Origin of the sequence: Pontibacter sp. FD36 (assembly GCF_015686655.1) — a bacterium.
GTDB lineage: Bacteria > Bacteroidota > Bacteroidia > Cytophagales > Hymenobacteraceae > Pontibacter.
The window spans coordinates 279610-304971 of record NZ_JADPMP010000004.1 but is presented as its reverse complement, the minus strand read 5'-3'; the positions used below and the strand labels follow the sequence as shown (position 1 = coordinate 304971).

At 45.2% G+C, this 25362-nt stretch carries 22 protein-coding genes; 13 read left to right on the top strand and 9 right to left on the bottom strand.

Features of this window, described 5'->3' with window-relative positions:
• Positions 1-109 precede the first annotated feature (109 nt).
• The 7 genes from I0P70_RS07650 (at position 110) to nuoK (ending at position 5708) form a co-directional block, all read left to right on the top strand.
• Positions 110-661 (top strand): hypothetical protein, encoded by a 552-nt coding sequence (locus I0P70_RS07650; protein ID WP_196116199.1) that lies wholly within the window; start codon positions 110-112, stop codon positions 659-661.
• 176 nt (positions 662-837) lie between these two features.
• Positions 838-2025: a glutathionylspermidine synthase family protein gene (locus tag I0P70_RS07645; protein WP_230392054.1), complete on the top strand. Its 1188-nt coding sequence runs from the start codon at positions 838-840 to the stop codon at positions 2023-2025.
• 29 nt (positions 2026-2054) lie between these two features.
• The gene (map, locus tag I0P70_RS07640) at positions 2055-2813 is read left to right on the top strand and encodes a type I methionyl aminopeptidase (RefSeq protein ID WP_196116194.1); all 759 of its coding nucleotides are present in this window, start codon (positions 2055-2057) and stop codon (positions 2811-2813) included.
• Between the two features lie 132 nt (positions 2814-2945).
• A complete protein-coding gene (locus I0P70_RS07635; protein ID WP_196116192.1) occupies positions 2946-4049 on the top strand; it encodes a complex I subunit 1 family protein in 1104 nt (367 codons plus the stop codon).
• Positions 4050-4161: 112 nt separating this feature from the next.
• Positions 4162-4767 carry an NADH-quinone oxidoreductase subunit I gene (locus I0P70_RS07630; RefSeq protein ID WP_196116190.1) on the top strand — a complete coding sequence of 202 codons (606 nt, stop codon included), beginning with the start codon at positions 4162-4164 and terminating at the stop codon, positions 4765-4767.
• 123 nt (positions 4768-4890) lie between these two features.
• Positions 4891-5403 (top strand): NADH-quinone oxidoreductase subunit J, encoded by a 513-nt coding sequence (locus tag I0P70_RS07625; RefSeq protein WP_196116187.1) that lies wholly within the window; start codon positions 4891-4893, stop codon positions 5401-5403.
• Positions 5403-5708 (top strand): NADH-quinone oxidoreductase subunit NuoK, encoded by a 306-nt coding sequence (gene nuoK, locus I0P70_RS07620; protein ID WP_196116185.1) that lies wholly within the window; start codon positions 5403-5405, stop codon positions 5706-5708. The genes I0P70_RS07625 and nuoK overlap by 1 nt, the downstream gene beginning before the upstream one ends.
• Before the next feature lie 104 nt (positions 5709-5812).
• On the opposite strand, the gene I0P70_RS07615 is transcribed toward nuoK, so the two are convergent.
• Genes I0P70_RS07615 through I0P70_RS07605 form a run of 3 tightly spaced genes read right to left on the bottom strand, consistent with a single transcriptional unit; the run spans position 5813 to position 8905 of the window.
• Entirely contained in the window at positions 5813-7117 is a 1305-nt protein-coding gene (locus I0P70_RS07615; protein WP_196116183.1) for a hypothetical protein, read from the bottom strand.
• A complete protein-coding gene (locus tag I0P70_RS07610; protein ID WP_196116180.1) occupies positions 7114-8121 on the bottom strand; it encodes an STELLO glycosyltransferase family protein in 1008 nt (335 codons plus the stop codon). Before I0P70_RS07610 ends, I0P70_RS07615 begins: the two co-directional genes overlap by 4 nt.
• A 52-nt stretch (positions 8122-8173) precedes the next feature.
• Positions 8174-8905, bottom strand: coding sequence for a glycosyltransferase (locus tag I0P70_RS07605; RefSeq protein WP_230392053.1), 732 nt, complete (start codon positions 8903-8905; stop codon positions 8174-8176).
• A 232-nt stretch (positions 8906-9137) separates the two neighbouring features.
• Between I0P70_RS07605 and I0P70_RS07600 the strand changes: the two genes are divergently transcribed.
• Complete coding sequence (locus I0P70_RS07600; protein ID WP_196116178.1) at positions 9138-10475, top strand: T9SS C-terminal target domain-containing protein; 1338 nt, start codon at positions 9138-9140, stop codon at positions 10473-10475.
• Positions 10476-10583: 108 nt separating this feature from the next.
• Here the strand turns inward: I0P70_RS07600 and I0P70_RS07595 are convergent, their stop codons facing one another.
• From I0P70_RS07595 to I0P70_RS07580, 4 genes are all read right to left on the bottom strand, one after another.
• Entirely contained in the window at positions 10584-10910 is a 327-nt protein-coding gene (locus tag I0P70_RS07595) for an iron-sulfur cluster assembly accessory protein (RefSeq protein WP_007656691.1), read from the bottom strand.
• A 13-nt stretch (positions 10911-10923) separates the two neighbouring features.
• Complete coding sequence (locus I0P70_RS07590; protein ID WP_007656689.1) at positions 10924-11331, bottom strand: hypothetical protein; 408 nt, start codon at positions 11329-11331, stop codon at positions 10924-10926.
• A gap of 15 nt (positions 11332-11346) precedes the next feature.
• Complete coding sequence (gene iscU, locus I0P70_RS07585) at positions 11347-11760, bottom strand: Fe-S cluster assembly scaffold IscU (protein WP_196116176.1); 414 nt, start codon at positions 11758-11760, stop codon at positions 11347-11349.
• Between the two features lie 94 nt (positions 11761-11854).
• On the bottom strand, positions 11855-13069 hold the full coding sequence (locus tag I0P70_RS07580; RefSeq protein WP_196116173.1) for an IscS subfamily cysteine desulfurase: 1215 nt from the start codon (positions 13067-13069) through the stop codon (positions 11855-11857).
• A gap of 117 nt (positions 13070-13186) precedes the next feature.
• Between I0P70_RS07580 and mce the strand changes: the two genes are divergently transcribed.
• The 3 genes from mce (at position 13187) to I0P70_RS07565 (ending at position 15848) form a co-directional block, all read left to right on the top strand.
• Complete coding sequence (mce, locus tag I0P70_RS07575) at positions 13187-13588, top strand: methylmalonyl-CoA epimerase (protein WP_196116171.1); 402 nt, start codon at positions 13187-13189, stop codon at positions 13586-13588.
• Between the two features lie 109 nt (positions 13589-13697).
• A complete protein-coding gene (locus I0P70_RS07570) occupies positions 13698-14273 on the top strand; it encodes an L-threonylcarbamoyladenylate synthase (protein WP_230392052.1) in 576 nt (191 codons plus the stop codon).
• A gap of 147 nt (positions 14274-14420) precedes the next feature.
• On the top strand, positions 14421-15848 hold the full coding sequence (locus tag I0P70_RS07565; RefSeq protein WP_196116169.1) for a CCA tRNA nucleotidyltransferase: 1428 nt from the start codon (positions 14421-14423) through the stop codon (positions 15846-15848).
• Between the two features lie 116 nt (positions 15849-15964).
• Here the strand turns inward: I0P70_RS07565 and I0P70_RS07560 are convergent, their stop codons facing one another.
• The gene (locus tag I0P70_RS07560) at positions 15965-18484 is read right to left on the bottom strand and encodes a PspC domain-containing protein (RefSeq protein WP_196116167.1); all 2520 of its coding nucleotides are present in this window, start codon (positions 18482-18484) and stop codon (positions 15965-15967) included.
• Positions 18481-18825 carry a PadR family transcriptional regulator gene (locus I0P70_RS07555; RefSeq protein ID WP_196116165.1) on the bottom strand — a complete coding sequence of 115 codons (345 nt, stop codon included), beginning with the start codon at positions 18823-18825 and terminating at the stop codon, positions 18481-18483. Before I0P70_RS07555 ends, I0P70_RS07560 begins: the two co-directional genes overlap by 4 nt.
• 282 nt (positions 18826-19107) lie before the next feature.
• Between I0P70_RS07555 and I0P70_RS07550 the strand changes: the two genes are divergently transcribed.
• Positions 19108-20202 (top strand): PorV/PorQ family protein, encoded by a 1095-nt coding sequence (locus tag I0P70_RS07550; RefSeq protein WP_196116163.1) that lies wholly within the window; start codon positions 19108-19110, stop codon positions 20200-20202.
• Between the two features lie 28 nt (positions 20203-20230).
• Positions 20231-25279, top strand: a complete 5049-nt coding sequence (locus I0P70_RS07545; protein ID WP_196116162.1) for a C25 family cysteine peptidase — start codon at positions 20231-20233, stop codon at positions 25277-25279.
• Positions 25280-25362: the final 83 nt, after the last annotated feature.

The following is a 25362-nucleotide window of genomic DNA, read 5'->3' as shown; positions in this document are numbered from 1 at the left end:
GACCTGTCCGAATTATGCACTGGCAATCAACAATGCAGCCATCCTCCAATCCCTCACTTTCAGAAATCCCGTAAAAAGAGTACCTTTATATATCAACGGAGATAATCTTATGAAAAAGCGATATTTGACCATCGGGGATTTTAAGCGCAATGCCTTTATTATGGCCGCCGCCGCTACCATGGGACTCACCAGCTGTGATTCAAGCACGCAGACAAATGATGAATGGAACGCGGGTACAGAAGTGCCTGTGCCAGATGGGATTGTAACGGAACTCACTGAGGAGGCGCCTGATCAGTGGAAGATCACCGACGAGCGTACCACAGCACCGGGCCAGAGCATGGCGATCTTAAAGTATAGTGATGGCCGCGTAGATACGCTGCAGGGCTTGGCACTCGAAAACCAAATGCGTGACATTGCCCAAAATGAGCAACAATATACCCAGGGCGGCTTTGGCTTAGGCAGTGTGCTGTGGTGGAGTGGCATGGGCTTTATGGCCGGTCGTATGATGTCACCAAGGCCTGCTTATTATGCCAATCCGGGTGTGATGAACAATACAGCCGCCTGGCGCCAGAATGTGCAGACCTACCGTCAGCAGTCTACAGCGCCGCGTTCAGGCCGTAGCGGCTACTTCCGTGGACGCAGCGGCGGAGCGGGAGCCTAATCTTAAAGAACAGGAAAAGCATTCTTGCTGTTTCGCAAGGAGAGTATCCCGACAATCAGGTATAGCGGTGTGCTCCTTAAGTGAGGTCATACCTCGTATGGAAGGTATCAGTATAAGCTATGCTGCTTGTACCGATACCTTCATTTGCGTATCAACCTTTTATTTCTGAGTATTTCATGCTAGAAAATTCTAAGACGAGCATCCAGGTAAAACCCCACACAGGTGATGTGGAAAAAGCAGTGCGCGGACTGGGCTGGGAGTGGTGTGTGGAGGATGGCTGCGCCAACTATGTGCCCGGCGAGGCAGTGGTGATTACAGAGGACCAGGCTGAAGAACTGCTCGATGCCGCTAGCTCGCTTTATAATATGATGGTACAGGCCATACCAAATGATCTGCCGGATGCCTTCCTGCAAGTGCTGGGTATACCCGAGAACCTATGGCAACTGGTGCGCCAGTCATGGAGCGACGACCGCCAGGTTCATCTGTATGGTCGCTTTGACCTGGCGATGACGCCGGATGGTCCCAAAATGCTGGAATTTAATGCCGATACTGCCACCTCTATACCTGAAACCGCTGTAGTGCAGTGGGCTAGCCTGGCCGCTGCTGGCAAAAACGATGCTCTGCAATATTCTGGCCTGTACGAAGCTCTGGTAGAGCAACTCAGGGTATGGCGCGAACGCAATGAAGACTTAGCCCCCGCCTTGCTAGTCACCTACATCGGAGCCAGTGCCGAGGACGAAGCCAACTGCTCTGTCATCACCCAGGCTGCCAATGAGGCTGGGTTTGAGGCCCATCTCTGCCCGATCGAAGAAGTGAGCTTCTCTACAGAAGGCGACGAGAAGGGCGTTTGGGCACAGGTAGAGTCGGAGCAGTGGCGGCATTTTCCGTTCTTGTTCAAGTTACTGCCGTGGGAGCAGATTGCCTGGGAAGAACCGGAGCTGCTCCAAACCCTGACACTGCTTTCACGCTCCCGCACCATCACGATCGCCAACCCGGCCTATACCTTACTGTTTCAGAGCAAAGGCATGCTGGCCTGGCTTTGGAAAGCTTTCCCGTACCACCCTCTTCTGTTGGAGGCAGACGTTGAGCCGCTGTCAGGTAAGTACATCAAAAAGCCATATTTTGGCCGCGAAGGGCAAAGTGTAGAGGTGGTAGACCGTGGTCGCGTAACCAAAGTTCGTGGCGACTATGATAAGCAGCAGCAGGTATACCAGCGTTGGTGCGAACTGCCTGAAGACGGCAAAGGCTACCAGTACCAGGCCGGTGTGTTCTGGTCAGGCGAAGGAGCCGCCATCGGTTTCCGGCGCGAGAAAGGCATTATCACCAACCTCTCGCAATTCGTGCCGCATCTAATAGAAGGGTAATATTTATAAATACGGAAGAAGGTATAGCTATGTCAATAGACTCAAATGAGGATCTGGAAGGTATAAAAAAGGTGAGTGAAGCTGTGGCTATCACCCTCAGAAAAATGCGCGAACACGCCAGACCAGGTATGACCACAAGGGAGTTGGATGACTTTGGATACAAGCTGCTGCAGTCTTACAATGCGCAGTCGGCACCCAAGATCACCTATGATTTCCCCGGCTATACCTGTATCAGTATCAATAACGAAGCCGCACACGGTATACCCTCTGACAAAACCATTCTTAAAGAAGGAGACCTGGTAAACATAGATGTTTCGGCGGAACTCAATGGATATTATGCTGACAACGGCGGTTCTTTTATTCTGGGAGAAGACGTGAATGGCTTGAACAAACTGGTAGATGCTTCTGTCACGGCACTGTATAAAGCGCTGAAAGAAATAAGAGGGGGCAAAAAGATAGCTGAAATAGGCCGCATTATAGAGACAGAAGCGAAGAAGAACGGTTTCAAAGTAATCAAAAATCTGGTCGGTCATGGGGTAGGGCGCAGTCTGCACGAAGAGCCGCATGAGATTCCATGCTTCTATGACAAGCAGGAGACCCGAAGGTTCCGCAAGAACACCGTGGTAGCTGTAGAAACCTTTATCTCAACTAAAGGAAGTTACGTGCACGAGAAAGGAGACGGCTGGACACTACTGGCTGATGCGGGAGCTTTTGTAGCGCAGCACGAGCATACAATCCTGATAACTGACGGTGAGCCGATCATCCTGACCGCTGCTAATGGAATATAGTTATGATCAGCTAAGCAAAAGCTGGCGGACTTACTTCATTTTCATAAGCTAAACCTAGCTGAAGCTTCTTGCTCTACTAGCACATTAGCACATTAAAAACTACCTTTGCCCGTTCATAAAACCTAACCGCTTATGCTTGCCTTTCTGCTGACACTTATGCTACTGCTGGGTATCGTCATTGTGCTGGCGTATGCGGAGCGCAAGGTGGCAGCCTTTATGCAAGACCGCCTGGGACCAACCGAGGCGGGGCCCTACGGCTCGCTGCAATCAGTACTGGATGTGCTAAAGCTGCTGCAGAAGGAAGATATTGTACCAGCAGCGGCTGACAAGAAGCTATTCAAACTGGCCCCAATTCTTATCTTCGCCGCAGTGTTTGCAGGCTTTGCCGTTATACCTTTCACACCTGAACTTATACCTACCGGCATTGGTATCGGGGTGTTTTACCTGCTGGCTATTATTTCACTTGATGTAGTAGGCTTACTCATGGCAGGTTGGGGCTCTAATAACAAGTACGCCATGCTGGGTGCCATGCGATCCGTGGCGCAAATTGTATCGTATGAAATACCAGCCGGATTGGCTATTCTCTCCGTTGTGATGATCTGCCAGTCACTGGACTTTCAGGAAATTAGCTACCAGCAAGGTATATTGCTAAACCGCTTTCCTGGACTTGAGTTTGAAAAGAACTGGCTCTTTGGTATCGAAGCGCTGGGTATAAACACGACAAACATAGGTGGTATCACTACCTGGAACATCTTCAGAGCCCCGCTTTTGCTAGTGGCCTTTTTGATCTATTTTATCGCATCCCTGGCAGAAAGTAACCGGGCACCGTTTGATATACCTGAAGCGGAATCGGAACTGGTGGCCGGGTTTCATGTGGAATATTCCGGTTTTCGGTTTGCCGTGCTGTTCCTGGCGGAGTATAGCATGATGGTGCTGGTTAGCCTGGTAGCAGTCATTCTCTTCCTTGGGAGCTGGAATACCCCCTTGCCAAACCTGACTACGCTCAAGTTTGCAGACTGGACAACAGGCACAGTAGGGGCACTTTCAGGTATACTATGGGGTGGCTTTTGGCTGCTAAGCAAGACCTTTGTGCTGCTGTTCCTGCAGTTGCAGATCCGCTGGACCTACCCGCGTCTGCGCGTGGACCAGCTCATGCACCTGTGCTGGAAGGTATTGACACCTATTGCGCTGGGTATAGTCTTGCTGGCCGGCATCTGGCGATTGCTAATGGTGTAAGTATGGGAAGTTATTCAGGTATAAGTTAAAGAGATAAAAAGTATGTGCGTATCGAGGTAGTTAATTAATTTCTATAGTAATAGATTTTCACCTATACCGCTACATTTTAAATATGGAAAGAACGTCCGTTAAACATAAGGCCGGGTTTTGGGAAGTAGTAAAGTCGCTGCTAAGCGGATTGCTACTGACATGGCGGCATTTTCGGAATGCGGACAAGCGGCGTGCGCCTGTGCCGGTCATGGACGAGAACTACTTTAAGCAACCGGAGGGACTGGTAACACTTACTTACCCCTACGAGGCTATACCTGTTCCTGAGAACGGCCGCTACCGTTTGCACAACGAGATCGATGACTGCATTGTATGCGACCTTTGCGCCAAGATTTGCCCGGTAAACTGCATCACGATTGAGTCAGTGAAGGCAACGGAAGAGATCGGGATGACGTCTGACGGTACAAAAAAGCGTCTGTATGCCCCTGTGTTTGACATCGATATGGCCAAGTGCTGCTACTGCGGCCTGTGCACTACCGTTTGCCCAACTGACTGCCTGACCATGACACCGGTATACGACTTCTCTGAAGTGGATATCAAGAACATGATTTACCATTTCACTGACCTTACACCCGAGCAGGCAGAGGAGAAAAAGCAACTCTTGGCTAAGCAGCAGGAAGAAATGGCTGCTGCGAAAGCTGCGGCACTGGCGGCCCGGAAGCAGCAGTAATTTAAGTTGTTAAATTGTTATACGGTTACAGTACATGCAGATTCTGATGATCGGGAATAGCTTCCATTATCAGCTCGAATCTGACAAACCAAGTATTTAAAAACAGACGAATCATAAGAGAAGATGCTATTCTACGTTTTTGCTCTATTAGCCATAGTTTCGGGTGCTTACATGGTGCTGACGCGGAACCTGCTATATGCCGGCTTCTCGCTGCTACTCACCCTGCTGAGTGTAGCCGCCATTTATGTGTTGCTCTTTGCTGATTTTGTTGCCGTTACGCAGCTAATGGTGTACGTGGGTGGTGTGCTGGTGCTGATCCTATTCGGTATTATGCTCAGCAGTAGGGTGCACGACAAGTCCGTCATGTCAGAGAATGTAAACGTAGGATGGGGAATTACCATTGCGCTTCTAACACTCATCGGGCTAGGCTATACCATCTGGCAGGCAGGATTCAGTTCCCTGCCATGGCTGCAACAAACTGACACCGATGTGCTGGCAGGCCAGAAAAGCACGGTGCAGTTGATAGGTATAAAACTGATGACCGACTTTGTGTTGCCTTTCGAAATAGCCTCTCTGCTACTGCTTATAGCACTAATGGGTGCAGCTTACATCGCCACTGACAAACAGAAAGTATAATGCTGACCCAAGTACCGCTCGAACATATACTGCTCCTAAGCGCTGCCCTTTTCACAATAGGCGTCCTGGCTGTCATTACCAAACGCCACGCAGTAGTCGTGCTAATGGGTATAGAGTTAATCTTCAACGCCGCCAACCTAAACCTGGTCGCCTTCAGCCGTCATGACCCACAGATGATGCAAGGCCAGATGTTTTCCCTTTTCGTTATACTGGTTGCCGCCGCTGAGGCTGCTGTAGCTCTTGCTATTGTGTTGAGGGTATACCAGCATTTCAAAACTGCTAATTTGAATGAGGTGGTGAGTTGAGAGAGGTAAGACTTTATTCCAGCACTTCCTATTTTGTCTGCCTATATCATTACAATGAACCATTAAAATGATATAGTTTAACAATAATTATATCAAAAAATTGATCAATTTAAGCCTATAACGAGTTTAAACATTATGACTATTTGACGAAATATAGTTGAAATAAATTGAATTATGTGGACGGATGCAGGGGTTTCAATATATTTTTCCATGCTCCAATTATAATAAGGCACTCCTATTACAAAACTCATTAAAACGATAAATGATTTTGAATTACCTACATATTCATCCAGTCTATTGTTAAGATGATGACTGAATGATCGAACAAATAAAGGAGGTAAAGTTGATAATGTTTTTTCTGGTATAGTTAACAAAATTGCAAATGTAGAGCAGGTCCACATAGTTACCCATCTCCCGTAGTCTGAAGCAAGTATGAACAGAGGAATTACTGCTACTAGCTGAATTACTAAAATGGTGGACAGATTCTCTCTGTTTATAGCTTGAGTAGGTTTGTAGGTTAGTATTTTAAAATCTAAGCGATTAATATTTATAATTATAAAGTAAACAGATAGAAGGATAAAGAACCATGCAAATGGTGCATAGATATCATAGTTCATGTTCATTAGATTGCTATAAAAGTATCGTAGTCCTTTTTGAAGAGACCACGATATGCCATCGATAGCTGCAGGTGGAGCTCCATGGGTTGCTGCTTGTATTGGGAATTTGATGTTTTCCCACGAATCCCAGATATTACCAGCAATAGTCCGAGAACCTTTGAAATATATTACACTGGCAAAGGCAATTAGACTAGGTAATAGAAGAACAATTGTTGTACATAGCCTCCTAAATGTAAATTGTTTATTAAGAAAGTTAGAGTGACTATAACGAGTGTAAATGATAAGAGCTATAACTGGAAATCCAAAGAAACCAATTGATTCATGTATCAGGATGCCAGTTACGAAGAGTAAATTAGTTAAGATTATATATATGAAACTTTCTTTTCTTAAACAATGCAATATTAAAATAAAGAAGAGGAGTACTATTGCATCTTTTCTCACCCAATAATTATTTATGATAGGGCTCCCAAGAAAGAATACAAAAGGAAGAATAAAAAATGGGAAACCGTTATTTATAAGGGATGAAGAGTACCAATAGATTAAATAAACATATGAAGCCAAACACAGGGCTATAATTATATAATAAGGACTAATAGTTGAGTATTGCGAAAATTGGTACAAAGCCTCACCTAACAAACCACGTCTTACGAAACCTCCTTGATAATTAATTAGAAATTCTGTGATAAGCCAACTTTCTTTTTCATAGCCATTTATTAAACTCTTGATTAAATTGAAAATAAGAGAGAGAATGAAAATTATAAATAGAAGAGAGATTGTAGTTTGTTTTTTCATCTATTTTCTAGGGTTTTCAAATCATCAAGCCAAGCTTTTAGCAATTCGATTTCAGAGGAGTCCAATACCCCAATTTTTATGAGTTCATCATAACAGCGGATCATGTTATTTGAGATATGGTTCACCCCATCTTTTAATGTTATATTTTTCAAGCAATTGAAAATCTTATCATTAGTGATATAACCGCTAATTTCATCTTTGAAATCATTCATCAAGTTATGAATATTTCGTTCTTGGCGAACAGTGCAGTTATGAAATAAGATGGTCCACCCACAGGTCCACGCAATCCGTTGCGCCACAAAAGACCGCCAGATATCTGTCATTCTGAAACTGCAATAAGAGGGTAGATATAACAAAGGAAATGCTTCTTTAAACCAAGTTGTGTTTTGGCTATTGAAGGGGCAAAAAGTATTAATGCCGAGTGCTATATTTTGAGACATTTCAAAATAAACAGGCAAAGGCATTGTGAGTCTATAAATCGCGTCCACGTCAGGGTTTTCATCTGCTAAGCCTTGTTGTATAGGGCTTTTTACTGAAGTGATTTTGCCAATTTCTGGCATAGGCGCATGTAAATGTTCTAATGCAAATCCTCTTGGCCAAATATTTATATCAGTGAAATAGCGATAAACATTCGTCCAGCCTGTATTTTCTAAAAGATGAGCTTCAGCCTCAATTGACCTGTCATCCCAGAAAGACGCGAGGGGTATATTGTCGTCATCTGTTTCAATTATAATTTCTGCCCCCCTTTCAATAGCTAGTAAATAACCAAGATTCTTTCTGGAGTAATGACCAACAGGCAATTTATCAGACAAGCTGAAAGGAAGCCTGGCTTGAGCATCAAGAGAGTAGAAATCACAACCTTCCAGTGTAAATTCTTTAGGACTTGATTTGTCGCCTATTATAATCAATGGCACCCTATGATTTATGGCTCTCGCTGCTATTTTTTTTAAAACAGGGTGATGTTCGTCAGCAATAGAAGTAATTACAATGAAAGTGTTGTTCATTTAAACGAAGTAAGAGGGGAAAACCTAATTAGACGAATTGAACATATAATGATTATTTAATTACTGGAGCTTTAAATACTACCCTTTTGAATGTGTAATAGGATAGTAAATAAATAGAGTTTAAAATAGCTTTCTTAGAAACTCTGGGTGATGGGGTTCTATATTGAATTGGCACCTCGATGAACCTTGTTTTTCGCAACAAGTAGCGAACCTCTGTTTGGTAAAAATGAGCTTGTGATAATAAGTTGTAATTTAAAATTTTTTTCAAAGTTTGAAGACTAAATCCTTGAAAACCAGAGGTCATATCATGCATTTTTGTGCCTAGTAAAAGATTGGAAAGCAAGGTGCCAGCTTTTGATAAAAATGTTCTCTTCCAAGTTGAATCAACTATTGCGCCTCCAGCTATAAATCGACTTCCGAAAACACAGTCGTACTTCTTATGCAATAGAGATAAAAATACCGGTATCTCTTTAGGGTCATGCGATAACCCAGCATCCATCTCAATTATATATTCATGTTTTGCAGTTGCTGCTTGCCTATAGCCAAATAGGTATGCATCTACAACATTTTTAGACGCTGGCGCCCAAACTGCTACAAATCTGTTATCACTCTTCGCTAGGTTCTGGCATAAGGACAGTGTCTGGTCTTTAGATGCGTTGTCTACTACAAGGTATACTTTACCACATTGCATTTCATTTAAGACTTCTGTTAATCCATTTATAAAAGAATAAAAGTCTTTCTCCTCATTAGCCATTGGAGTAACTATGGCAAAATTATATGTCATTGGTGTCAACTGTGGTAATTAAGATTAACACTTCCCTTGATTTGTAATGCGAATTTATGGGAATATATGCTAACAAATGCACTTTTAGGAGTAGCCTTTTAAGTTTGAACTCTTAAGTGTTATAAATACAGTTAAATGCTTGAACTTTTTGGTCTTAGATTCTGGTTTATCTAGAAATTCTATAACATAATAGCATTACTTCGAATTTTAAACTTTTACTTTTAGCCATTACATGGAAACATTTATTGTCCGAGCCATAACGGCTACGGTAGTGGGAGTGCTGTGCCTTGCAGCGAATTTTTCTATGCCTGTGTATGGGCAAGCAATAGAAATGGGCAGGTTCTTAACGACTTATAACCAGGATTTCAACTCCTTACCCACTACTAACAGTTCTTCAGTAGTGACTGCTCGACTTGGTGAGGATGCATTTATACCAGATGGCTGGGCTGTCTATAGGATAAATTCCAGAAGCGAGATTGTGATAAATAATGCTATTTTGGTTAATCATGGTTCTTCAAACAATGGCGGGCTTTATAGTTATGGTAGTACTGGTGCAACGGATAGAGCACTTGGAGCATTGACTGCATCAGGAATCGAAATAACATACAATCTCTTATTGCAAAATACATCAGGCAGAACAATCACTGCGCTTGATATTGCTTTCACTGCTGAGCAGTGGCGGGTTGGTAGTAAAGACACAGATATACAACGGTTACTCTTCATGTATGCCGTCGCTGAGTATCCTTCTGTTTTCAATTTAAAGGCTAAGCTTAATACGCCAGGCTGGACTACAGTGCCTTCCTTGCAATTTAATAGTCCTATTATAGGAAATCCTCTTATTGAAAGTATAGCGAGGCCCCTTGACGGAAATGCTTCTGCAAACCGAAAAGAATTTACTTATACCTTACCCGAAGCCATACCTGATGGACATTACGTAATGCTGCGCTGGTATGACCCAGACGAGTTGCACCAAGACCACGGGCTAGCCATTGACGATGTAAAAGTAACCTGGAAGATCGAGCCTGATTACATTCCGCTACCAGTAGAACTAACCAAGTTTACTGCCCGAACTATCGGAAAAGGTGTTGAGCTGAATTGGACCACAGCTTCCGAGCTGGATAGCAAGCATTTTGAAATAGAGCGAAGTGCAGATGCGAGGAACTTCAAAACTGTGGGCATTGTGAATGCAAAGGGCACGACGAGTTTGACCACAAACTATACCTTTCACGATAGAGAACCTATCTTAGGCACGTCCTACTACCGACTCAAGCAAGTTGACGAAGATCTTTCTTATACCTACTACCATGTGGTTGCAGTAACAAATCAGCAGGCCAAAACTGCTTCTATTTACCCAACCCTCGCACAGCAGGAGTTAAAAGTTGAGCTACCATTAGCGCATATGGCTTATGATGCAGCTGTGTATGACAAAATGGGGCGGGTCGTGTTGCGGCAAAATCTGAAAGGCTATACCCATGCGCTCGATGTAAGCCGCCTCGGACATGGCAACTATACCTTGGTGCTGTCAAATGAAGTAGGGGAGAAGCAAACTTTACGATTCCTGAAGAAATAACTATACTCGAAGAGTAGCAACTTGGAATAGCTATACTTGCCTCCAGTATAAAATCAGAAGGGCCAGCTAAAGTTAGCTGGCCCTTCTGATTTTATAACCTATAGTTCCTTAAACGGAGAAGCTGTCGCCGCAACCGCAGGTACGGGAGGCGTTCGGGTTGTTGAAGTAAAAGCCTTTGCCGTTCAAGCCGTCCGAGAAGTCGAGTTCGGTGCCAGCCAGGTATAAGAAGCTCTTCATGTCTACCACTACCTTGATGCCTTTGTCCTCAAACTCCTGATCCATTGGCTTCACCTCGTCGTCGAAGTCGAGGTTGTAGGAGAGTCCAGAACAACCGCCTCCTGCTACAGATGCGCGCAGGCGAAATGTATCGTCGAGCTGAGCATCCTGCTTCAGCTTCAATACTTTCTCTTTTGCTTTATCTGATACTGTTATCATAACAATTCTTTCTTTAAGACACTGGATTCAGCACCACACTGAAAACAGTGATCGTGTTCATGTCGCGACCAAAGTATAACTTGTCGAGCGCCTCGTACATGTTACGAGCACGGAAGTAGGAAGTATTCAACTCCTTGTCTCCACGGGCCATCCACTGTACGGTATAAGGGCTCTCTTTTTCTTTATAACTCTGCACGTAGTCCCACATTTTACGGAGCGCATCCACTCTGTCATATCCAACTTCTGTGTGGAAGAGGAACGACTGCAAGTGGCGCGGGTTTACCGTTATCAGGTCCAGACGCACTTTGTTATCCAGCTTTCTGAATTCGAAAAGCAGACTGTCGCCACTTAAGCCTAAGTGGTTTTCAATCTGCTTCTGAATGCGTGCACTTTCTACGTGCACTTCGGTCGTTGACTCCATGCGTGAGTCCAGGTCTTAGTGGTGTGACTTCGGCATTTCCAAAGCTGGAAGGCCGTTCTTTACTCTGTAGTCGTTGATGGCAGACTTAATGGCGTCCTCAGCCAGCACAGAGCAGTGAATTTTCACAGGAGGCAATGCCAGTTCTTCCACAATATCCATGTTGTCGATGGCAAGCGCCTCGTCAACAGACTTTCCTTTCAGCCACTCGGTAGCTAATGATGAAGAAGCGATAGCAGAACCACAACCGAAGGTCTTAAACTTCGCATCAGTGATGATCTGGTTTTCGTCTACTTCAATCTGAAGGCGCATTACGTCACCGCACTCAGGCGCACCTACAAGGCCAGTACCTACGCTGTTTTTCGCTTTGTCAAGCGTACCAACGTTGCGTGGGTTGTTATAATGATCGATTACTTTATCTGAATAAGCCATGGCTATTTATAATTACTAGTTAATAATGATTAATGAATAATAAGTGGGGAGAGAACAATTAATCATTATTCATTCCCCATTATTAATTAAACTCTTAGTGTTCTGCCCACTCAATTGAGTTCAAGTCGATGCCTTCTTTGAACATCTCCCAAAGTGGCGACATCTCACGCAGTTTAGCAACAGCTTCTTTCGTGTGGTTGATGGCGTAGTCAATTTCTTCGTCTGTAGTGAAGCGGCTCAAACCGAAACGCAGCGAAGAGTGTGCCAGGTCGTCACTTAATCCTAACGCTTTTAGTACGTAAGAAGGTTCTAAAGATGCTGATGTACAGGCAGAACCAGAAGATACGGCAATGTCTTTCACACCCATCATCAGGCCTTCACCCTCTACATACTTGAAGGAGATGTTAGTTACGTGCGGCAGACGGTGCTCACGCGAACCGTTCACATAAGACTCCTCGATTGTCAAAAGCTCCTTCTCAAGTCTGTCACGCATGGCAGAAAGACGGGCTGTGTCTTTTTCCATGTCCTGCTTGGCAATCTCGCAAGCCTTACCCAGACCCACAATACCAGGCACGTTCAGCGTACCAGAACGCATACCGCGCTCGTGTCCGCCACCGTCCATCTGGGCGGTTACTTTCACGCGTGGGTTCTTACGACGCACGTACAGCGCACCAACACCTTTTGGTCCGTACATTTTGTGGCCAGAGAAAGCCATCAGGTCGATGCCATCAGCTTCCACGTCCACTGGAATTTTACCAACTGCCTGCGTAGCATCTGTAAAGAACAGTACGCCGTGCTTCTTTGCAATAGCAGAAATTTCACGGATCGGCTGGATAACGCCAACTTCGTTGTTGCCATACATGATCGAAATCAGGATGGTCTTGTCCGTAATCGCTTCCTCCAGTTGCTTCAGGTCGATCAGACCTTCTGCGTTCACAGGCAGATACGTTACCTTTCCACCGATTTTCTCGATGTGCTTGCAGGTATCCAGTACTGCTTTGTGCTCCGTAGTAGCCGTGATGATGTGGTTACCTTTAGAGGCATACATCTCAAAGACACCTTTGATTGCCAGGTTATCTGACTCAGTAGCGCCCGAAGTGAAGATGATTTCTTTTGGTGAGCAGTTGATAAGTGAGGCGATTTGCTCACGTGCATAGTCAACAGCCTCCTCGGCATGCCAGCCGAATGCGTGGTTACGGGAAGCGGCGTTACCAAACTTGCCAGTGAAGTATGGCATCATGGCCTCCAGCACGCGCGGGTCAAGCGGTGTAGTGGCGTTGTTGTCTAAGTATATCGGAAATGTTAGCATATCACTATTTTTTATCTCTTTTTGTCCTGTCTGATTAACAGTTGTGAGAAATTATTAGTTTTGAATTCCCTGCAAAATTAACAAAAAAAGGTTACTTAGACTAATTACAAATTGAAAATGGTAAACGTAGAACATATAGGTATAGCGGTTAAAAATTTCAGCGAGGCAAATGCCCTGTATTTTAAACTGCTGGGCGTAGAGCCTTACAAAACGGAGTTTGTGGAGTCAGAGGCGGTTAACACCTCTTTCTTTAAGGTAGGAGGCACTAAAATAGAGCTTTTGGAGGGCACAACACCCGATAGCGCCATCAGCAAATTCATCGAGAAACGCGGTGAAGGTATACACCACATCGCTTTTGAGGTGGAAGATATTCTGGCTGAAATGGAAAGGCTGAAGGGGGAGGGCTTCATACTACTGAACGAGACACCCAAAAAAGGTGCCGATAACAAACTGGTTTGCTTCGTGCACCCCAAAAGCGCCAATGGCGTGCTGGTAGAACTGACGCAGGAGATACGTTAAATGGTAGTATGGCTGTATTGTTAAATTGTTGAACGCGGCTAAATCTATTGTTTGTGTATAGGCACATTTGGGGAAAACCATTTAACAATCAAACAATTTAACCATCAAAATGATGAAACATTTTCTGAAAGAGGTACAGGCGGCGGAGGACGAGTTACTAGTCGGCAACGTCATCTTATACCCAACCGATACGGTTTGGGGAATCGGTTGTGATGCCGAGAATGCTGCTGCCGTTAGGAAGATTTTCAAGATAAAGGAACGGGAAGAATCGAAGTCGATGATTGTGCTGGTGAGCGACGTGGCTATGCTGCGCCGCTATATCAAAACCGTGCCTGATGACTTTGATAAGCTGGTTGAGTCGCAGGAGCGTCCTACGACTTTTGTGCTCTCTGGCGCTCAGAATCTGCCGAAAGAGCTGGTAGCCGAAGACGGCAGCATCGGTATACGCATCGCCAAAGACGAATTCTGCCACCGCCTGATGCAGCAAATAGGCCGTCCGCTGGTGTCGACCTCAGCCAACGTGAGCGGCGAAGCATCTCCACGTACTTTTGCTGAAGTATCTGATACGATAAAAGAGCGGGTTGATTATGTGGTGCAGTGGCGACAAGACGAGGAAGTAGAATCACGGCCATCGCGCATCATCAAAATTGATGAAAACGGCAAACAGACGATTATCCGGGAGTAAGGTGTAGGTATAGCGTGTAACGGGCGGTGGGCTATACCTATGTTTCAGAGCCATCTACGATTTTTTAGCCTTGCTCTGAATTTATCTCTTTATTTTTGTGCCTCAGGCGTATGTTTTATCTACAGCCTGAGGTTTTGATTTTTCTGAATGGATACGATAAAATTACCTGAGCACCCCATATTCGATACCGTGGCTGCCGCCGCTGCTGAAGTAGGCGTAGACGCTTACGTGATTGGGGGCTTTGTGCGTGATCTGGTTCTCAAAAGGCCTTCTAAAGATATTGACGTGGTATGTGTGGGCAATGGTATCGAGCTGGCTGAGCGGGTATCGCATAAGCTGCCGCACAAGCCCAAAGTGTCGGTTTTTAAGCACTTCGGTACGGCTATGCTGCGCTCCGGTGAATGGGAAGTGGAATTTGTGGGTGCCCGCAAGGAATCGTACCGCGAGCACTCCCGCAAGCCGGATGTAGAAACTGGGACACTAGAGGACGATCTGAAACGCCGTGACTTCACTATCAATGCCTTAGGTATAAGTCTGAACGAGAGCACCTACGGACAGCTGATTGACCGCTTCGATGGGGTAAAAGACATGAAGCGCAAGATCATTCGCACACCCCTAGAGCCAGGTATTACCTTCTCCGACGACCCGCTGCGCATGATGCGTGCCATCCGCTTCGCCTCTCAACTCAACTTCGATATTGCTCCCGAAACCTTCGACGCCATCATCGACAACAAGGAGCGTATCAAGATTGTATCACAGGAGCGAATCACGGACGAGTTGAACAAGATCGTGCTCTCACCAGTGCCTTCTTACGGCTTCAAACTGCTTTTTGCATCTGGGCTGTTGCAGCTGATTTTCCCCAAAATGGCAGAATTGCAGGGTGTGGAGACGATCAAAGGCAACTCGCATAAAGATAACTTTTACCATACTCTGCAGGTGCTTGATAATGTGTCGGAGGTTACGGATGACCTGTGGCTGCGTTGGTCGGCCATCATGCACGACATCGCCAAGCCCGATACAAAACGCTACCACGAGAAAGTGGGCTGGACTTTCCATGGTCACGAAGAGCGTGGCGCCCGTATGGTGCCCAAGCTTTTCAAAGATCTGAAACTGCCACTGAACGATCACATGAAGTTTGTGCAAAAGCTGGTTCGCCTGCACCTGCGCCCCATTGCACTGGTAAAGGACACTGTAACCGACTCTGCCATTCGCAGACTTTTGTTTGAGGCGGGTGACGACATTGATGCGCTGATGAAACTGTGCCGCGCTGACATCACCTCCAAAAACGACAGCAAGGTAAAGCGCTACCTGCAGAACTTCGATAAGGTGGAGAAGCGATTGGTAGAGGTAGAGGAGAGTGACAAGCTGCGCAACTTCCAGCCGGTAATTACAGGTGAGATTATCATGGAGACCTTTGACCTGAAACCGTCTAAAACGGTAGGGGAGTTGAAAGAGGCACTGACTGAAGCGATACTAGAGGGAACTGTTAAAAACGAGTTTGGCGAAGCCTTCGCTTTTCTCCTCGAAAAAGGAAAAGAACTGGGACTTCGCCAGGTAAACTCACCAAACAACTAAACAAACAAATCACTCAGGTATAGAACCTGTAAGTGTGTATAAAGTTTTATTTTGTACTAAAGGCAGGTATAGAGAAGGGATAAGTTGGTTAGACTTATCCCTTTTTTGTAGAGCTACTACAGGCGCGATATTTTGCTAGCGCCTGCCACATCTGTTACCACGTTGCTCGGGTTACCTCTGTAGCGCACTTTGCTGGCACCTGCCGCATTGGCGCGCAGTGTGTTGGTGGCATGTACATCAGCGGAGCAGGCGCCAACAGCATCAATCTCAACTGAATTAGCTACCAGTCTTGTGGCATCCATCTTGCTGGCTCCAGCAATATCCATGTCTACGTACTCGGCGCGACCTGAAAATGTGCTTTTGGAAGCTCCAGCGATATCGGCTTTTATTCTGTTTACATTCACATCCACAAAGGCCTGTGTAGCACCAGTTAAGGCTAAGTTCAGCTCTGGTGATTTGATGTGACCGATATCCGCTTTGATGGCGCCGCTCAAATCAAGGCTTCGCAGTTCAGGCACCGTTATCTGAATCAGCACAGTCTTCTGTCTATCGAAGAGCTTGAAAGTTCTGTCTTCGTGCTCAATCACCAGCTCATTGCCTTTTTTAGTGATCTCAAGTTTTTCCAGATCATCCGCATTGCCACTGGCAGTGATGTTGTAGCTGCTACCCTGGGTAATCTGTACGTGGTAAGCTCCGTTCACTGAGATAGCGTTGAAGTCGCTGAAGTCATAATTCTGCTTATTAGAGCTATACTCTGACTCGTTCATCAGCACGCTTCCGCCAGCACCCATCGTAGCGGCTGCATTGTAAGTGAAATCGCTGTCGGCTACGTCTAGCGTGTCGGATGCGCAGGTGATACAGGCAAGCAGGTTGCCTTTTACCTGCCACAGGTTGCGCAGGGTCTTTTCTCGGCTATACTCTTCTTCGAAGGCGCTGCTTGGCACCATACGCAGGAAGTTGCTGGTCAGGCGTAGCTGCTTATCTTGCGGTATAAGCAAGGTCACGTCCATGCGCTGGCTGCGGTAAGCCGCCCCGGAAGCAAACTCGAAGCTGTCGTCGAAACGGAGTGTAGAGTCGGTTTGTACCACGCGGTAGGTTACCATGCGTGCATTTTCCTGTGCTTCAGCCTCCGTCTTGCCTTTGGCCTGCAGGCGTTGCTGCACTTCCAGATTCGAACCAGTGTGTCCCTGCACATCGAAATAGATGCGGTTTTCATAAGAAGAGTTCGTGTTATACCCATCCAGCGTGATCGTAGGGTATGGCCCAACTGGGAAGGACTGAGTTGTTACCACTTCACCTGAGCGACGGAAGTTTTCAGCATGAGCCGCGATGAATGCGATCATGGTAAACAAGCTGATCAGCCAGATGCCGAACAAAGACCAACCCACCAGTGGGCGCATAAAGAAGCGCTTCGCCAAAAGGCCGATTGCCAGCAGGATCAGAAATAGTATTGGGATAAGTCCTACAAAAAAACCAGCCACCAATCCGAGCCGGGGAAAGCCCTCCAAAAGAACGGAGGCCGGAAAATCACCCATCATGAACGCCGTGTCGCCATCTACTATGCCCAAAGACACAAAAAGGGAAGTGAAGAGAGCCACAGTAAGGCCTAGCGAAATAAACAACAACGTGATACCGGCAGCCACTCTGATCAGTGTGATAAGTACCGCTAGAATAGGGCCTAATGCTCTGCCTAGCCAGTTGATTATCTGTGAGATGATGCGAAAAGGAAGGAGCAATACCTTGGCGGCAGTGCTTTCCTCTCCATCATGGTCCTTCATGTTGAGGTTCTCTTTCAGGGTGTGCTCAATACTGGCCAGCGTAACCGGATTTCCCTGCATTTGCATACGTTCGGTCAGGCTGGCCGCCTCCGGGACCGCTACCCAGAGGATAATGTAAGCCAGTATACCAAAACCACCCGCAAAAATCAGGGCCAGGAACAGGATGCGAATAACTGCCACATCAACACCAAAATACTTGGCAATTCCGCTGGCCACACCTGCCAGTTTCTTGTCATCCGGGTCACGGAACAGTTTTTTGACTGTGATCTCAGGCAGGGAGTAGTTTACTGGCAGTGCGATCCAAAGGATGATGTACAGGATCAGACCAAAGGAACCTGAGATACCATCAGTAATAGGCGTACCGATTACCAGGAACACGAAGATCAGGCGAATCCATACCGGGTCTACGTTCAGATAATTCGCTATACCTGAAGATACACCGCTGATAACTTTGCGGCTTGCATCGCGGTACAGGCGCTTTGGACGGGCAGTTGCAGCAGCGGCTGCCGCTCCTCCAGCTTCGGCGTACTCCGGTTCAGGAGCGCCGGCTCTGTATGCTTGTTTGGCATGCGGCATTTCCTCTTCCATTGGCTCCAGTATTTCGAAGTCGGTCACATCGCCCATTTGAGCAATCAGTGATTGTACATCCTCTATAGTGATGACCTGTTTGCCAGGAGAAAGACGCGTTGAAAAAATCTCCGCTATGCGTGCCTCGATATCAGCTACAATTTCCTCGTGTCCTTCGTAGCTCGAAAAGTAGTGGCGAATAGAAGCAAGATAGCGGCTAAGTTGCTCATACCCATCTTCCTCAATGTGGAAGATAATGCCTTGCAGGTTGACGTTTATGTTCTTTTTCATGATTGCTGCGCTTTCTTGTTGTGGATGATGAATTCGGTGGAAGCTACCAGTTCGCCCCATGTTTCCCGGAGTTGATCCAGAAAAGAGCGCCCGGTCTCGGTAAGTGTGTAATACTTGCGGGGTGGCCCAGAGGTAGATTCGACCCAACTGTAGTCGAGAAGCCCCGCGTTCTTGAGGCGAGTAAGGAGAGGATAAAGAGTTCCCTCCACTACTATCATCTTGGCAGCTGTCAGCTCCTCCAACATATCGGACGCATATACCTCACCACGAGAGATAATCTCCAGTATGCAGAACTCCAGAATTCCCTTCCGCATCTGCACTTGTGTGTTTTCTACTTTCATGATGATTCCGTTTAATGTTGAAGCAAAGTTATTAAAAGGTACTATGTAAAACAAGGTACTGTTTAAAAATAATTACGAAAGTTTTTTCAAAGGGTTTAAGCGGCAGCTAATTGTGGATAAAAATGATTATTTTTGAATGCGAAAATATGTCGTTTTAAATCAACTTATTCGCTTTTCATGGTGTTAGGAGGCAAAACTGCTTCCATTGATCGGGTAGTAAACTAAGCCTGAATTTTTTTTAATAGTTCTTAAAAGCCCATTTGAGATTGTATTCCTGTGCCTATGACCAGATTTACCCTTTCGGTTCTATTGCTAGTGCTATGTTTTGTGAGCGGTGTTGCCCAGGCGCAGGTAGCTACTCCAAAGTATAGTAATGAATTTTTAAATATCGGGGTGGGGGCTCGGGCCCTTGGCATGGGTAATGTGCAGGTCGCAGTTGCTGATGATGCCACAGCCGGATTCTGGAATCCAGCGGGTTTGCTGCAACTGCGCAATAAGTACAACATCGCCCTGATGCACTCAGAACTCTTCGCAGGCATCGCCAAGAATGACTTCGGCAGCTTTGCCATGCCCATCGACTCGAGTAGTGCCCTTGCTGTCTCAGTTATCCGCCTTGGCGTAGACGACATTGTGGACACCCGTCGCCTTCAAAACGAGTACGGCTACATCCAATACGACAGCATTCGCTTTTTTTCGGTGGCGGACTATGCCATGCTGTTATCCTATGCTCGTAAAAGTAACCTGATACAAGGCTTAACACTGGGAGTAAACGCCAAGATTATCTACCGAAATGTGGGGGAGTTTGCCAATGCCTGGGGCTTCGGTTTTGATGCGGGCGCCCAGTTGCGCCGCGGTACATGGCAATTTGGTGTGATGGCCAAAGACGTAACCACTACCTTCACGGCCTGGACCCATAATGTAGAAGCACTGGAAGCAACCTATCAGCAGACAGGTAATGACCTGCCTGAAAGTACGGCCGAACTTACGCTGCCCCGCTTAGTGCTGGGAGTTGCCAAGAACTTCACTTTCTCTGATAAGTTTACAGGTTTACTGGCCACTGACATTGACTTCACTTTTGATGGCAAGCGTAACGTGCTGCTCAAGTCTGACTTCGCCTCCGTGGACCCGCATGTGGGCATGGAACTCGCCTATGCCAATACAGTATTCGTGCGGGGAGGCATTAATAACTACCAGCAGTTCCGCAATTTCAATGGAAGCATGTCCTCTAAAGTACAGCCAAACTTCGGTGTGGGCTTTGAGAACAACGGTTTAAACATAGACTTGGCTCTATCACGCGTGAGCGGTAACGATGGAAACACAGCCAATGCAAACGGGCTTTATTCCATCATCATCTCTTTAGGTTATTCTTTCAATTAAAAATATACGGTTTTAAGTATTACAGCCGATGAATATAAGTAGACTCATTAAGCAGTTTTTGTTTGTATGCACCTTCGTAGTAGGCCTGCAGTCTGTAGCATTTGCACAGTCCCCAACACCTTACGGCAACGAATGGATTGATTATAACAAAACTTACTATAAGCTGAAAGTTGTTAACACAGGACTTCATCGCTTAAGCTATGGATTTCTGGATAGTTTGGGCCTAGCTGGCACCAGTCCACAGCACTTCCAACTTTTCAGAAGAGGAAAAGAGGTCGCCATCCACGTAGCCGGTGAGGCTGATGGCCGCCTCGATACGCAGGACTTCATCGAATTCTACGGTGAGCGCAATGACGGTAGGTTAGATCAGGACCTGTACAAGAACCCTGCGCATCAGCCGCATCAGCTATATAGTCTTTATACCGATACGGCCGCTTATTTCTTGACAGTGAATTCTGCTGGTGGGAAGCGCATGCAACAGGTCAACCCTTCGCCGGCAGGGAAGACGCCTGAGCCGTATGTGTTGCGGAAGGTGACACGATATTTTGTGGATAGATACTACTATGGGAAAAAGCATGGTACAATCAATGCGCTGCTAGCTTGGATGGACGAGGGCGAGGGTTATACCTCAGTTGCTGCCAGAGTTGCTAAAAATTATGATATTCCTTCGCTTACCAATTCAGAAGCGTCAGGGCCTAAGCCGAGTTTTGAAGCTGTAATTGGAGGTGTTAATGCTAACTTGCATGGAGGAGTATTAAATATTGTGACGCCCTCGGGGGCCACCAGAGCCTTGACTCGTTTTGAGATAACAGGGGACAATTTTCAAAAAGTTAAAGGCAATATTGAGTACAGTGATATTTACGCAGATGGCAAAATTAGGGTGCAGACTTTACCTGACGCCACACAGACAAACGATGTAACGCTGTCTTATGTAACCGTGACGTTTGCACAGAAAAGTATAGTGACAGGTAATTCTATGCTATTTCATACGGACTCTACACGTTCAGCTAACCCCTTTTATCTACTTAGTGGTAGCCTAGCGTCAACCGTTGCGTATGATGTTACTGATCCTTATAATCCGATTCGTATAGAAGGTCATATAAATGGCGGGGCGAAAGGAGTAATAATTCCTACGGAAAACAAAACTCGGCAAGTGTTGCTAGCAAACACTGCTAAGGCTTTCAAAGCAGTGGGTAAAGCTGAGGCGATGCGTTTTAGGAATATTGATGCGAATGCGCATAACTACATTATTCTGACGAATAAACGTTTAATGAAGGCTGGAGGAACATCCAGGCCAGCTCCAGTTGAATATGCTGCCTACAGAGCATCTGCTGTTGGTGGAGGGTATGATACGCTCTTGGTTCATGTGGATCAAGTTGTAGATCAATTTCACTACGGTGAATTCTCGTCCAATGCTGTTCGTAAGTTTATGACCTATATGCTTACCTCGGATCGGGAAAAACAGCTTTTTATTATTGGGAAAGGCCTGAAGTACGCTTGGGATGACTATAGAAGTATTCATAACAATAAATACAGCTTTTACCATATAGGAGACCGGCACCCAAACGTGCATGAAATGGATTTAGTGCCAACAGGCATGATTCCTTCATCTGATGTGTTCTTTTCATCTGACTTTAGGAATAATCGATATGAACCTCGGGTTCCTACAGGACGTTTGTCTGCCACAACGCCTGAAAATATAATAGCATATCTGAATAAAGTAAAGGAGCACGAGGCCTTATCAGATGGTTTAGCTTGGAGAAAAAATATTTTACAACTTGGTGGGGGAGCGAATGAAGTACAGCAAAACAAATATGCAAATTGGCTGACGAATTATAGGCTTATTGCAGAAGGTCCACTATTAGGAGCTAATGTAATTGAAAAGTACAGAAGAGATTTTAGAGATTACACTACTTACGTCAATGTTTCTGATGAAGTGAATGCTGGTTTATCACTACTTACTTTTTTCGGACATAGTGCGATAGATGTTACCGACATTGAGATAGGCTTCGCATCGTCTAATCTTAATGGATATAGAAATAAAGGTAAGTACCCCGCTATCATAATGAATGGTTGTTACAGCGGAGATGCATTTATTCATAACAAGATATCTTTTGGCGAAGACTGGTTGATTACTCCAGACCGGGGGGCAATATCATTTATGGCACAGTCTTACATTGGGGGTGATGGGCCTCTGAATGAATTTTCTAATAGATTCTATCAGATTGCTTTTGCCGATAACCAGTTTTATGGACGTACAATTGGGGATGTTCATAAAGAAACTATTAAAAGTTATATCACATCAAGTTCCCTTTATCAAAGGGGGGATCATGTAGCCACCATGACACAAATGGTGCTCCAGGGAGATCCTGCAGTAAGATTGTATACACCGAGCAAACCTGATTATGCATTTGCAAATAACGCTGCTACAGTTAAGGATCAAACCGGTGAAATTGCGATAGCCGTGTCTGAGAAATTTGTACTTAGTGTGAATACCATCAATCTCGGGAAAGCTATTAATGACTCGGTTAGCATTGGTGTAAAACGTATTCTGCCAAATGGCACTGCACAAGATCCTGTTTCTATCAAAGTTAAACCTATTTATTACAAAGAGAAATTCGAGTTGTCAATTCCTAACACAGATTCAACCGGGGCAGGCATGAACAGGTTTGAGGTAACTCTTGACGACACAGGTCTAATTGATGAGTTGAATGAAAGTAACAATGTGCTAGTGATATCACATTTCCTACCACGCTCAGGAATTTCATTACTGGCACCGATGAATTACTCAATCGTGAATAGTCCGAGTGTTAACTTAGTAGTTCAGTCAACACAACTAAGAACAGAGCCTAAAGGAGTCTATTTTGAACTAGATACCGCCGACAATTTTAAATCAAATATGAAGCTAACGCACCAGGCAAGTCCTGGCGTAATTCCTGCATGGGAGGTAAATCTTCCAATTCAGAATTCTGGCGCCGACAGCACTGTTTTCTTTTGGCGTGCTCGATTTGACCAATTTGAGCAGGGAGAGGACACTGTCTGGGTAAATGGTTCTTTTAGGTACATAAAAGGCAATGAGGAAGGGTGGTCTCAGAGCCATGCAGGTCAGTATAAGGAAGCAGAGATGGATGGGCTTCGTTTAAATTCACAAGACAAAATCGAGTTCAGCCCTATTACTAAAAATTTTGAAATTAGAACTGTAGGAGGGGATGTAAGGTTTGATATGCCTCCACATGGAATCTATATAAATGGAGTATCTGAAATAGACGCAGCTTGTGGTAATTTCAAAGCTTCATCTGTACCAAGAATGTTTTTCTTTGTACTTGATAGTAAGAATCTGAACCATGTGACAGTTCCGGGATTTTCACCTTGCAAATTCATGTGGAATCTTTACCAATTTGGAGATCTCAACAATCCTACAATCAGGGCAAATATGCTACGTTTTTTGAATGCTATTCCTGAGGGGCAATATGTAGTAGCTGTTACTGTAAATAAGGTTCCTTTCGACTTATTTACTCCTGAACTGAAAGCAGCTTTCAGTAATATAGGGTCTAAGCTAATTGATGATATAAAAACAGGTTACCCATTAGCCATAATAGGCCAAAAGGGGGCTGCTATTGGGTCCATTCAAGAATTAGGAGCCGATTTAAGCAGTGATATACCTCCGACTGCACAAGGGATTGCTTTACGTTACTTGATGGAAACAACAAATACGCAAGGCTATATCACTTCTACAACTATAGGGCCTGCCTTAAGCTGGAGTAGCCTGCACCATAATATAGAGAAGAATAGGTTAGGCGACGATAAATATAAACTGAGCGTGTATGGTTTTGATGAGGAAGGTAATCGAGAACTATTAAATGATGCAGTAACATCAAAAATGTTTGATCTTAGCCAAGTAAGTGCAACAAAGTATCCATACTTACAATTACAAGCTCAATTGACAGACATTGAGGACCGTACGGCACCACAGCTCAAACAATGGATGGTTTATTACCAAGCTGCTCCAGAAGGTGTGATCAGGCCAGATTTAGTTAAAGTAAGTGAGGAAATTATAACAGCACAGGCTGAAAGAGGTACCATTAATGTACCGATGGCTTTCCAAAATGTCACGCCGTATGCTTTCCGCGACTCAATCACTGTGGAAGTAACCTTAACAGGAGAAGGGATAGAGCCAAGAATATCACAGTTCAAAATTGAAGCATTGGAAGGGAATAAGACGGCCATGTTCAACTATACTATGTCATCTCTTGAACTTGATGGTAATTATAAACTGAGCATGTATGTGAATCCTCGTTTGCAGCCGGAGCAGCAGTTTCAGAACAACATTTATGAAGTGAACTTCGCTGTACAGTCAAAGCTTCATCCAATCATGGACGTAGCCTTTGACGGCGTACACATTATGGATGGAGAACTTGTAGCTCCAAGCCCGCTTATTAGTATTACTGTGAAGGACGAGAACAAGCATATCTATCTTGAGAACGCAGATGCAATGGAAGTGTATTTAACTAACAATGCAACAGGCGTATCGTTAGATATAAAAGAAACTGCAAAGTCAAGCGAGTTGCGTGTTTTTCCAGCCGACCAGAAGAATGATTTTCGATTTGAGTATAAGCCAGAACATTTAGAAAATGGTATCTACACTTTGGAGGTAAGGGGTAAGGACGTGACAGGTAAAGCCTCAGGAGTTTCGCCTTACCGAATCAATTTCGAAGTAGAGAACGAGTCAAAAATTACCAACTTCTACCCATACCCGAACCCTTTCTCCACCAAAACGCAGTTTATCTTCACGTTGACAGGTGGCGTAATTCCAGATCAGTTCAAAATCCAGATCATGACTGTGACTGGTAAAGTGGTAAAGGAGATTATGCGGGAAGAAATCGGGCCGATTCGTATCGGTAATAATAAAACCGAATATGCTTGGGATGGTACCGACATGTATGGCGACAAGCTAGCCAATGGTGTGTACCTGTACCGAGTGGTAATGCCTAAAGACACTGAGGAGATGAAGCACATCTGGAAAAAAGGAGATAAGGGCTTCGTTAACGGTTATGGCAAGATTTACATTCTGCGCTAAGTTCTAACTTAGTCTCATCACAAAAAAGGAGCGCTAGAAGGCGCTCCTTTTTTGTGCGGCTATACCTGTGCGGCTATACCTGT

Bases quoted from the DNA above. Each gene is read 5' to 3' on its own strand.
- I0P70_RS07650 (WP_196116199.1), top strand. From the start codon at position 110: ATGAAAAAGCGATATTTGACCATCGGGGATTTTAAGCGCAATGCCTTT.
- I0P70_RS07645 (WP_230392054.1), top strand. From the start codon at position 838: ATGCTAGAAAATTCTAAGACGAGCATCCAGGTAAAACCCCACACAGGT.
- map (WP_196116194.1), top strand. From the start codon at position 2,055: ATGTCAATAGACTCAAATGAGGATCTGGAAGGTATAAAAAAGGTGAGT.
- I0P70_RS07635 (WP_196116192.1), top strand. From the start codon at position 2,946: ATGCTTGCCTTTCTGCTGACACTTATGCTACTGCTGGGTATCGTCATT.
- I0P70_RS07630 (WP_196116190.1), top strand. From the start codon at position 4,162: ATGGAAAGAACGTCCGTTAAACATAAGGCCGGGTTTTGGGAAGTAGTA.
- I0P70_RS07625 (WP_196116187.1), top strand. From the start codon at position 4,891: ATGCTATTCTACGTTTTTGCTCTATTAGCCATAGTTTCGGGTGCTTAC.
- nuoK (WP_196116185.1), top strand. From the start codon at position 5,403: ATGCTGACCCAAGTACCGCTCGAACATATACTGCTCCTAAGCGCTGCC.
- I0P70_RS07615 (WP_196116183.1), bottom strand. From the start codon at position 7,117: ATGAAAAAACAAACTACAATCTCTCTTCTATTTATAATTTTCATTCTC.
- I0P70_RS07610 (WP_196116180.1), bottom strand. From the start codon at position 8,121: ATGAACAACACTTTCATTGTAATTACTTCTATTGCTGACGAACATCAC.
- I0P70_RS07605 (WP_230392053.1), bottom strand. From the start codon at position 8,905: ATGACATATAATTTTGCCATAGTTACTCCAATGGCTAATGAGGAGAAA.
- I0P70_RS07600 (WP_196116178.1), top strand. From the start codon at position 9,138: ATGGAAACATTTATTGTCCGAGCCATAACGGCTACGGTAGTGGGAGTG.
- I0P70_RS07595 (WP_007656691.1), bottom strand. From the start codon at position 10,910: ATGATAACAGTATCAGATAAAGCAAAAGAGAAAGTATTGAAGCTGAAG.
- I0P70_RS07590 (WP_007656689.1), bottom strand. From the start codon at position 11,331: ATGGAGTCAACGACCGAAGTGCACGTAGAAAGTGCACGCATTCAGAAG.
- iscU (WP_196116176.1), bottom strand. From the start codon at position 11,760: ATGGCTTATTCAGATAAAGTAATCGATCATTATAACAACCCACGCAAC.
- I0P70_RS07580 (WP_196116173.1), bottom strand. From the start codon at position 13,069: ATGCTAACATTTCCGATATACTTAGACAACAACGCCACTACACCGCTT.
- mce (WP_196116171.1), top strand. From the start codon at position 13,187: ATGGTAAACGTAGAACATATAGGTATAGCGGTTAAAAATTTCAGCGAG.
- I0P70_RS07570 (WP_230392052.1), top strand. From the start codon at position 13,698: ATGATGAAACATTTTCTGAAAGAGGTACAGGCGGCGGAGGACGAGTTA.
- I0P70_RS07565 (WP_196116169.1), top strand. From the start codon at position 14,421: ATGGATACGATAAAATTACCTGAGCACCCCATATTCGATACCGTGGCT.
- I0P70_RS07560 (WP_196116167.1), bottom strand. From the start codon at position 18,484: ATGAAAAAGAACATAAACGTCAACCTGCAAGGCATTATCTTCCACATT.
- I0P70_RS07555 (WP_196116165.1), bottom strand. From the start codon at position 18,825: ATGAAAGTAGAAAACACACAAGTGCAGATGCGGAAGGGAATTCTGGAG.
- I0P70_RS07550 (WP_196116163.1), top strand. From the start codon at position 19,108: ATGACCAGATTTACCCTTTCGGTTCTATTGCTAGTGCTATGTTTTGTG.
- I0P70_RS07545 (WP_196116162.1), top strand. From the start codon at position 20,231: ATGAATATAAGTAGACTCATTAAGCAGTTTTTGTTTGTATGCACCTTC.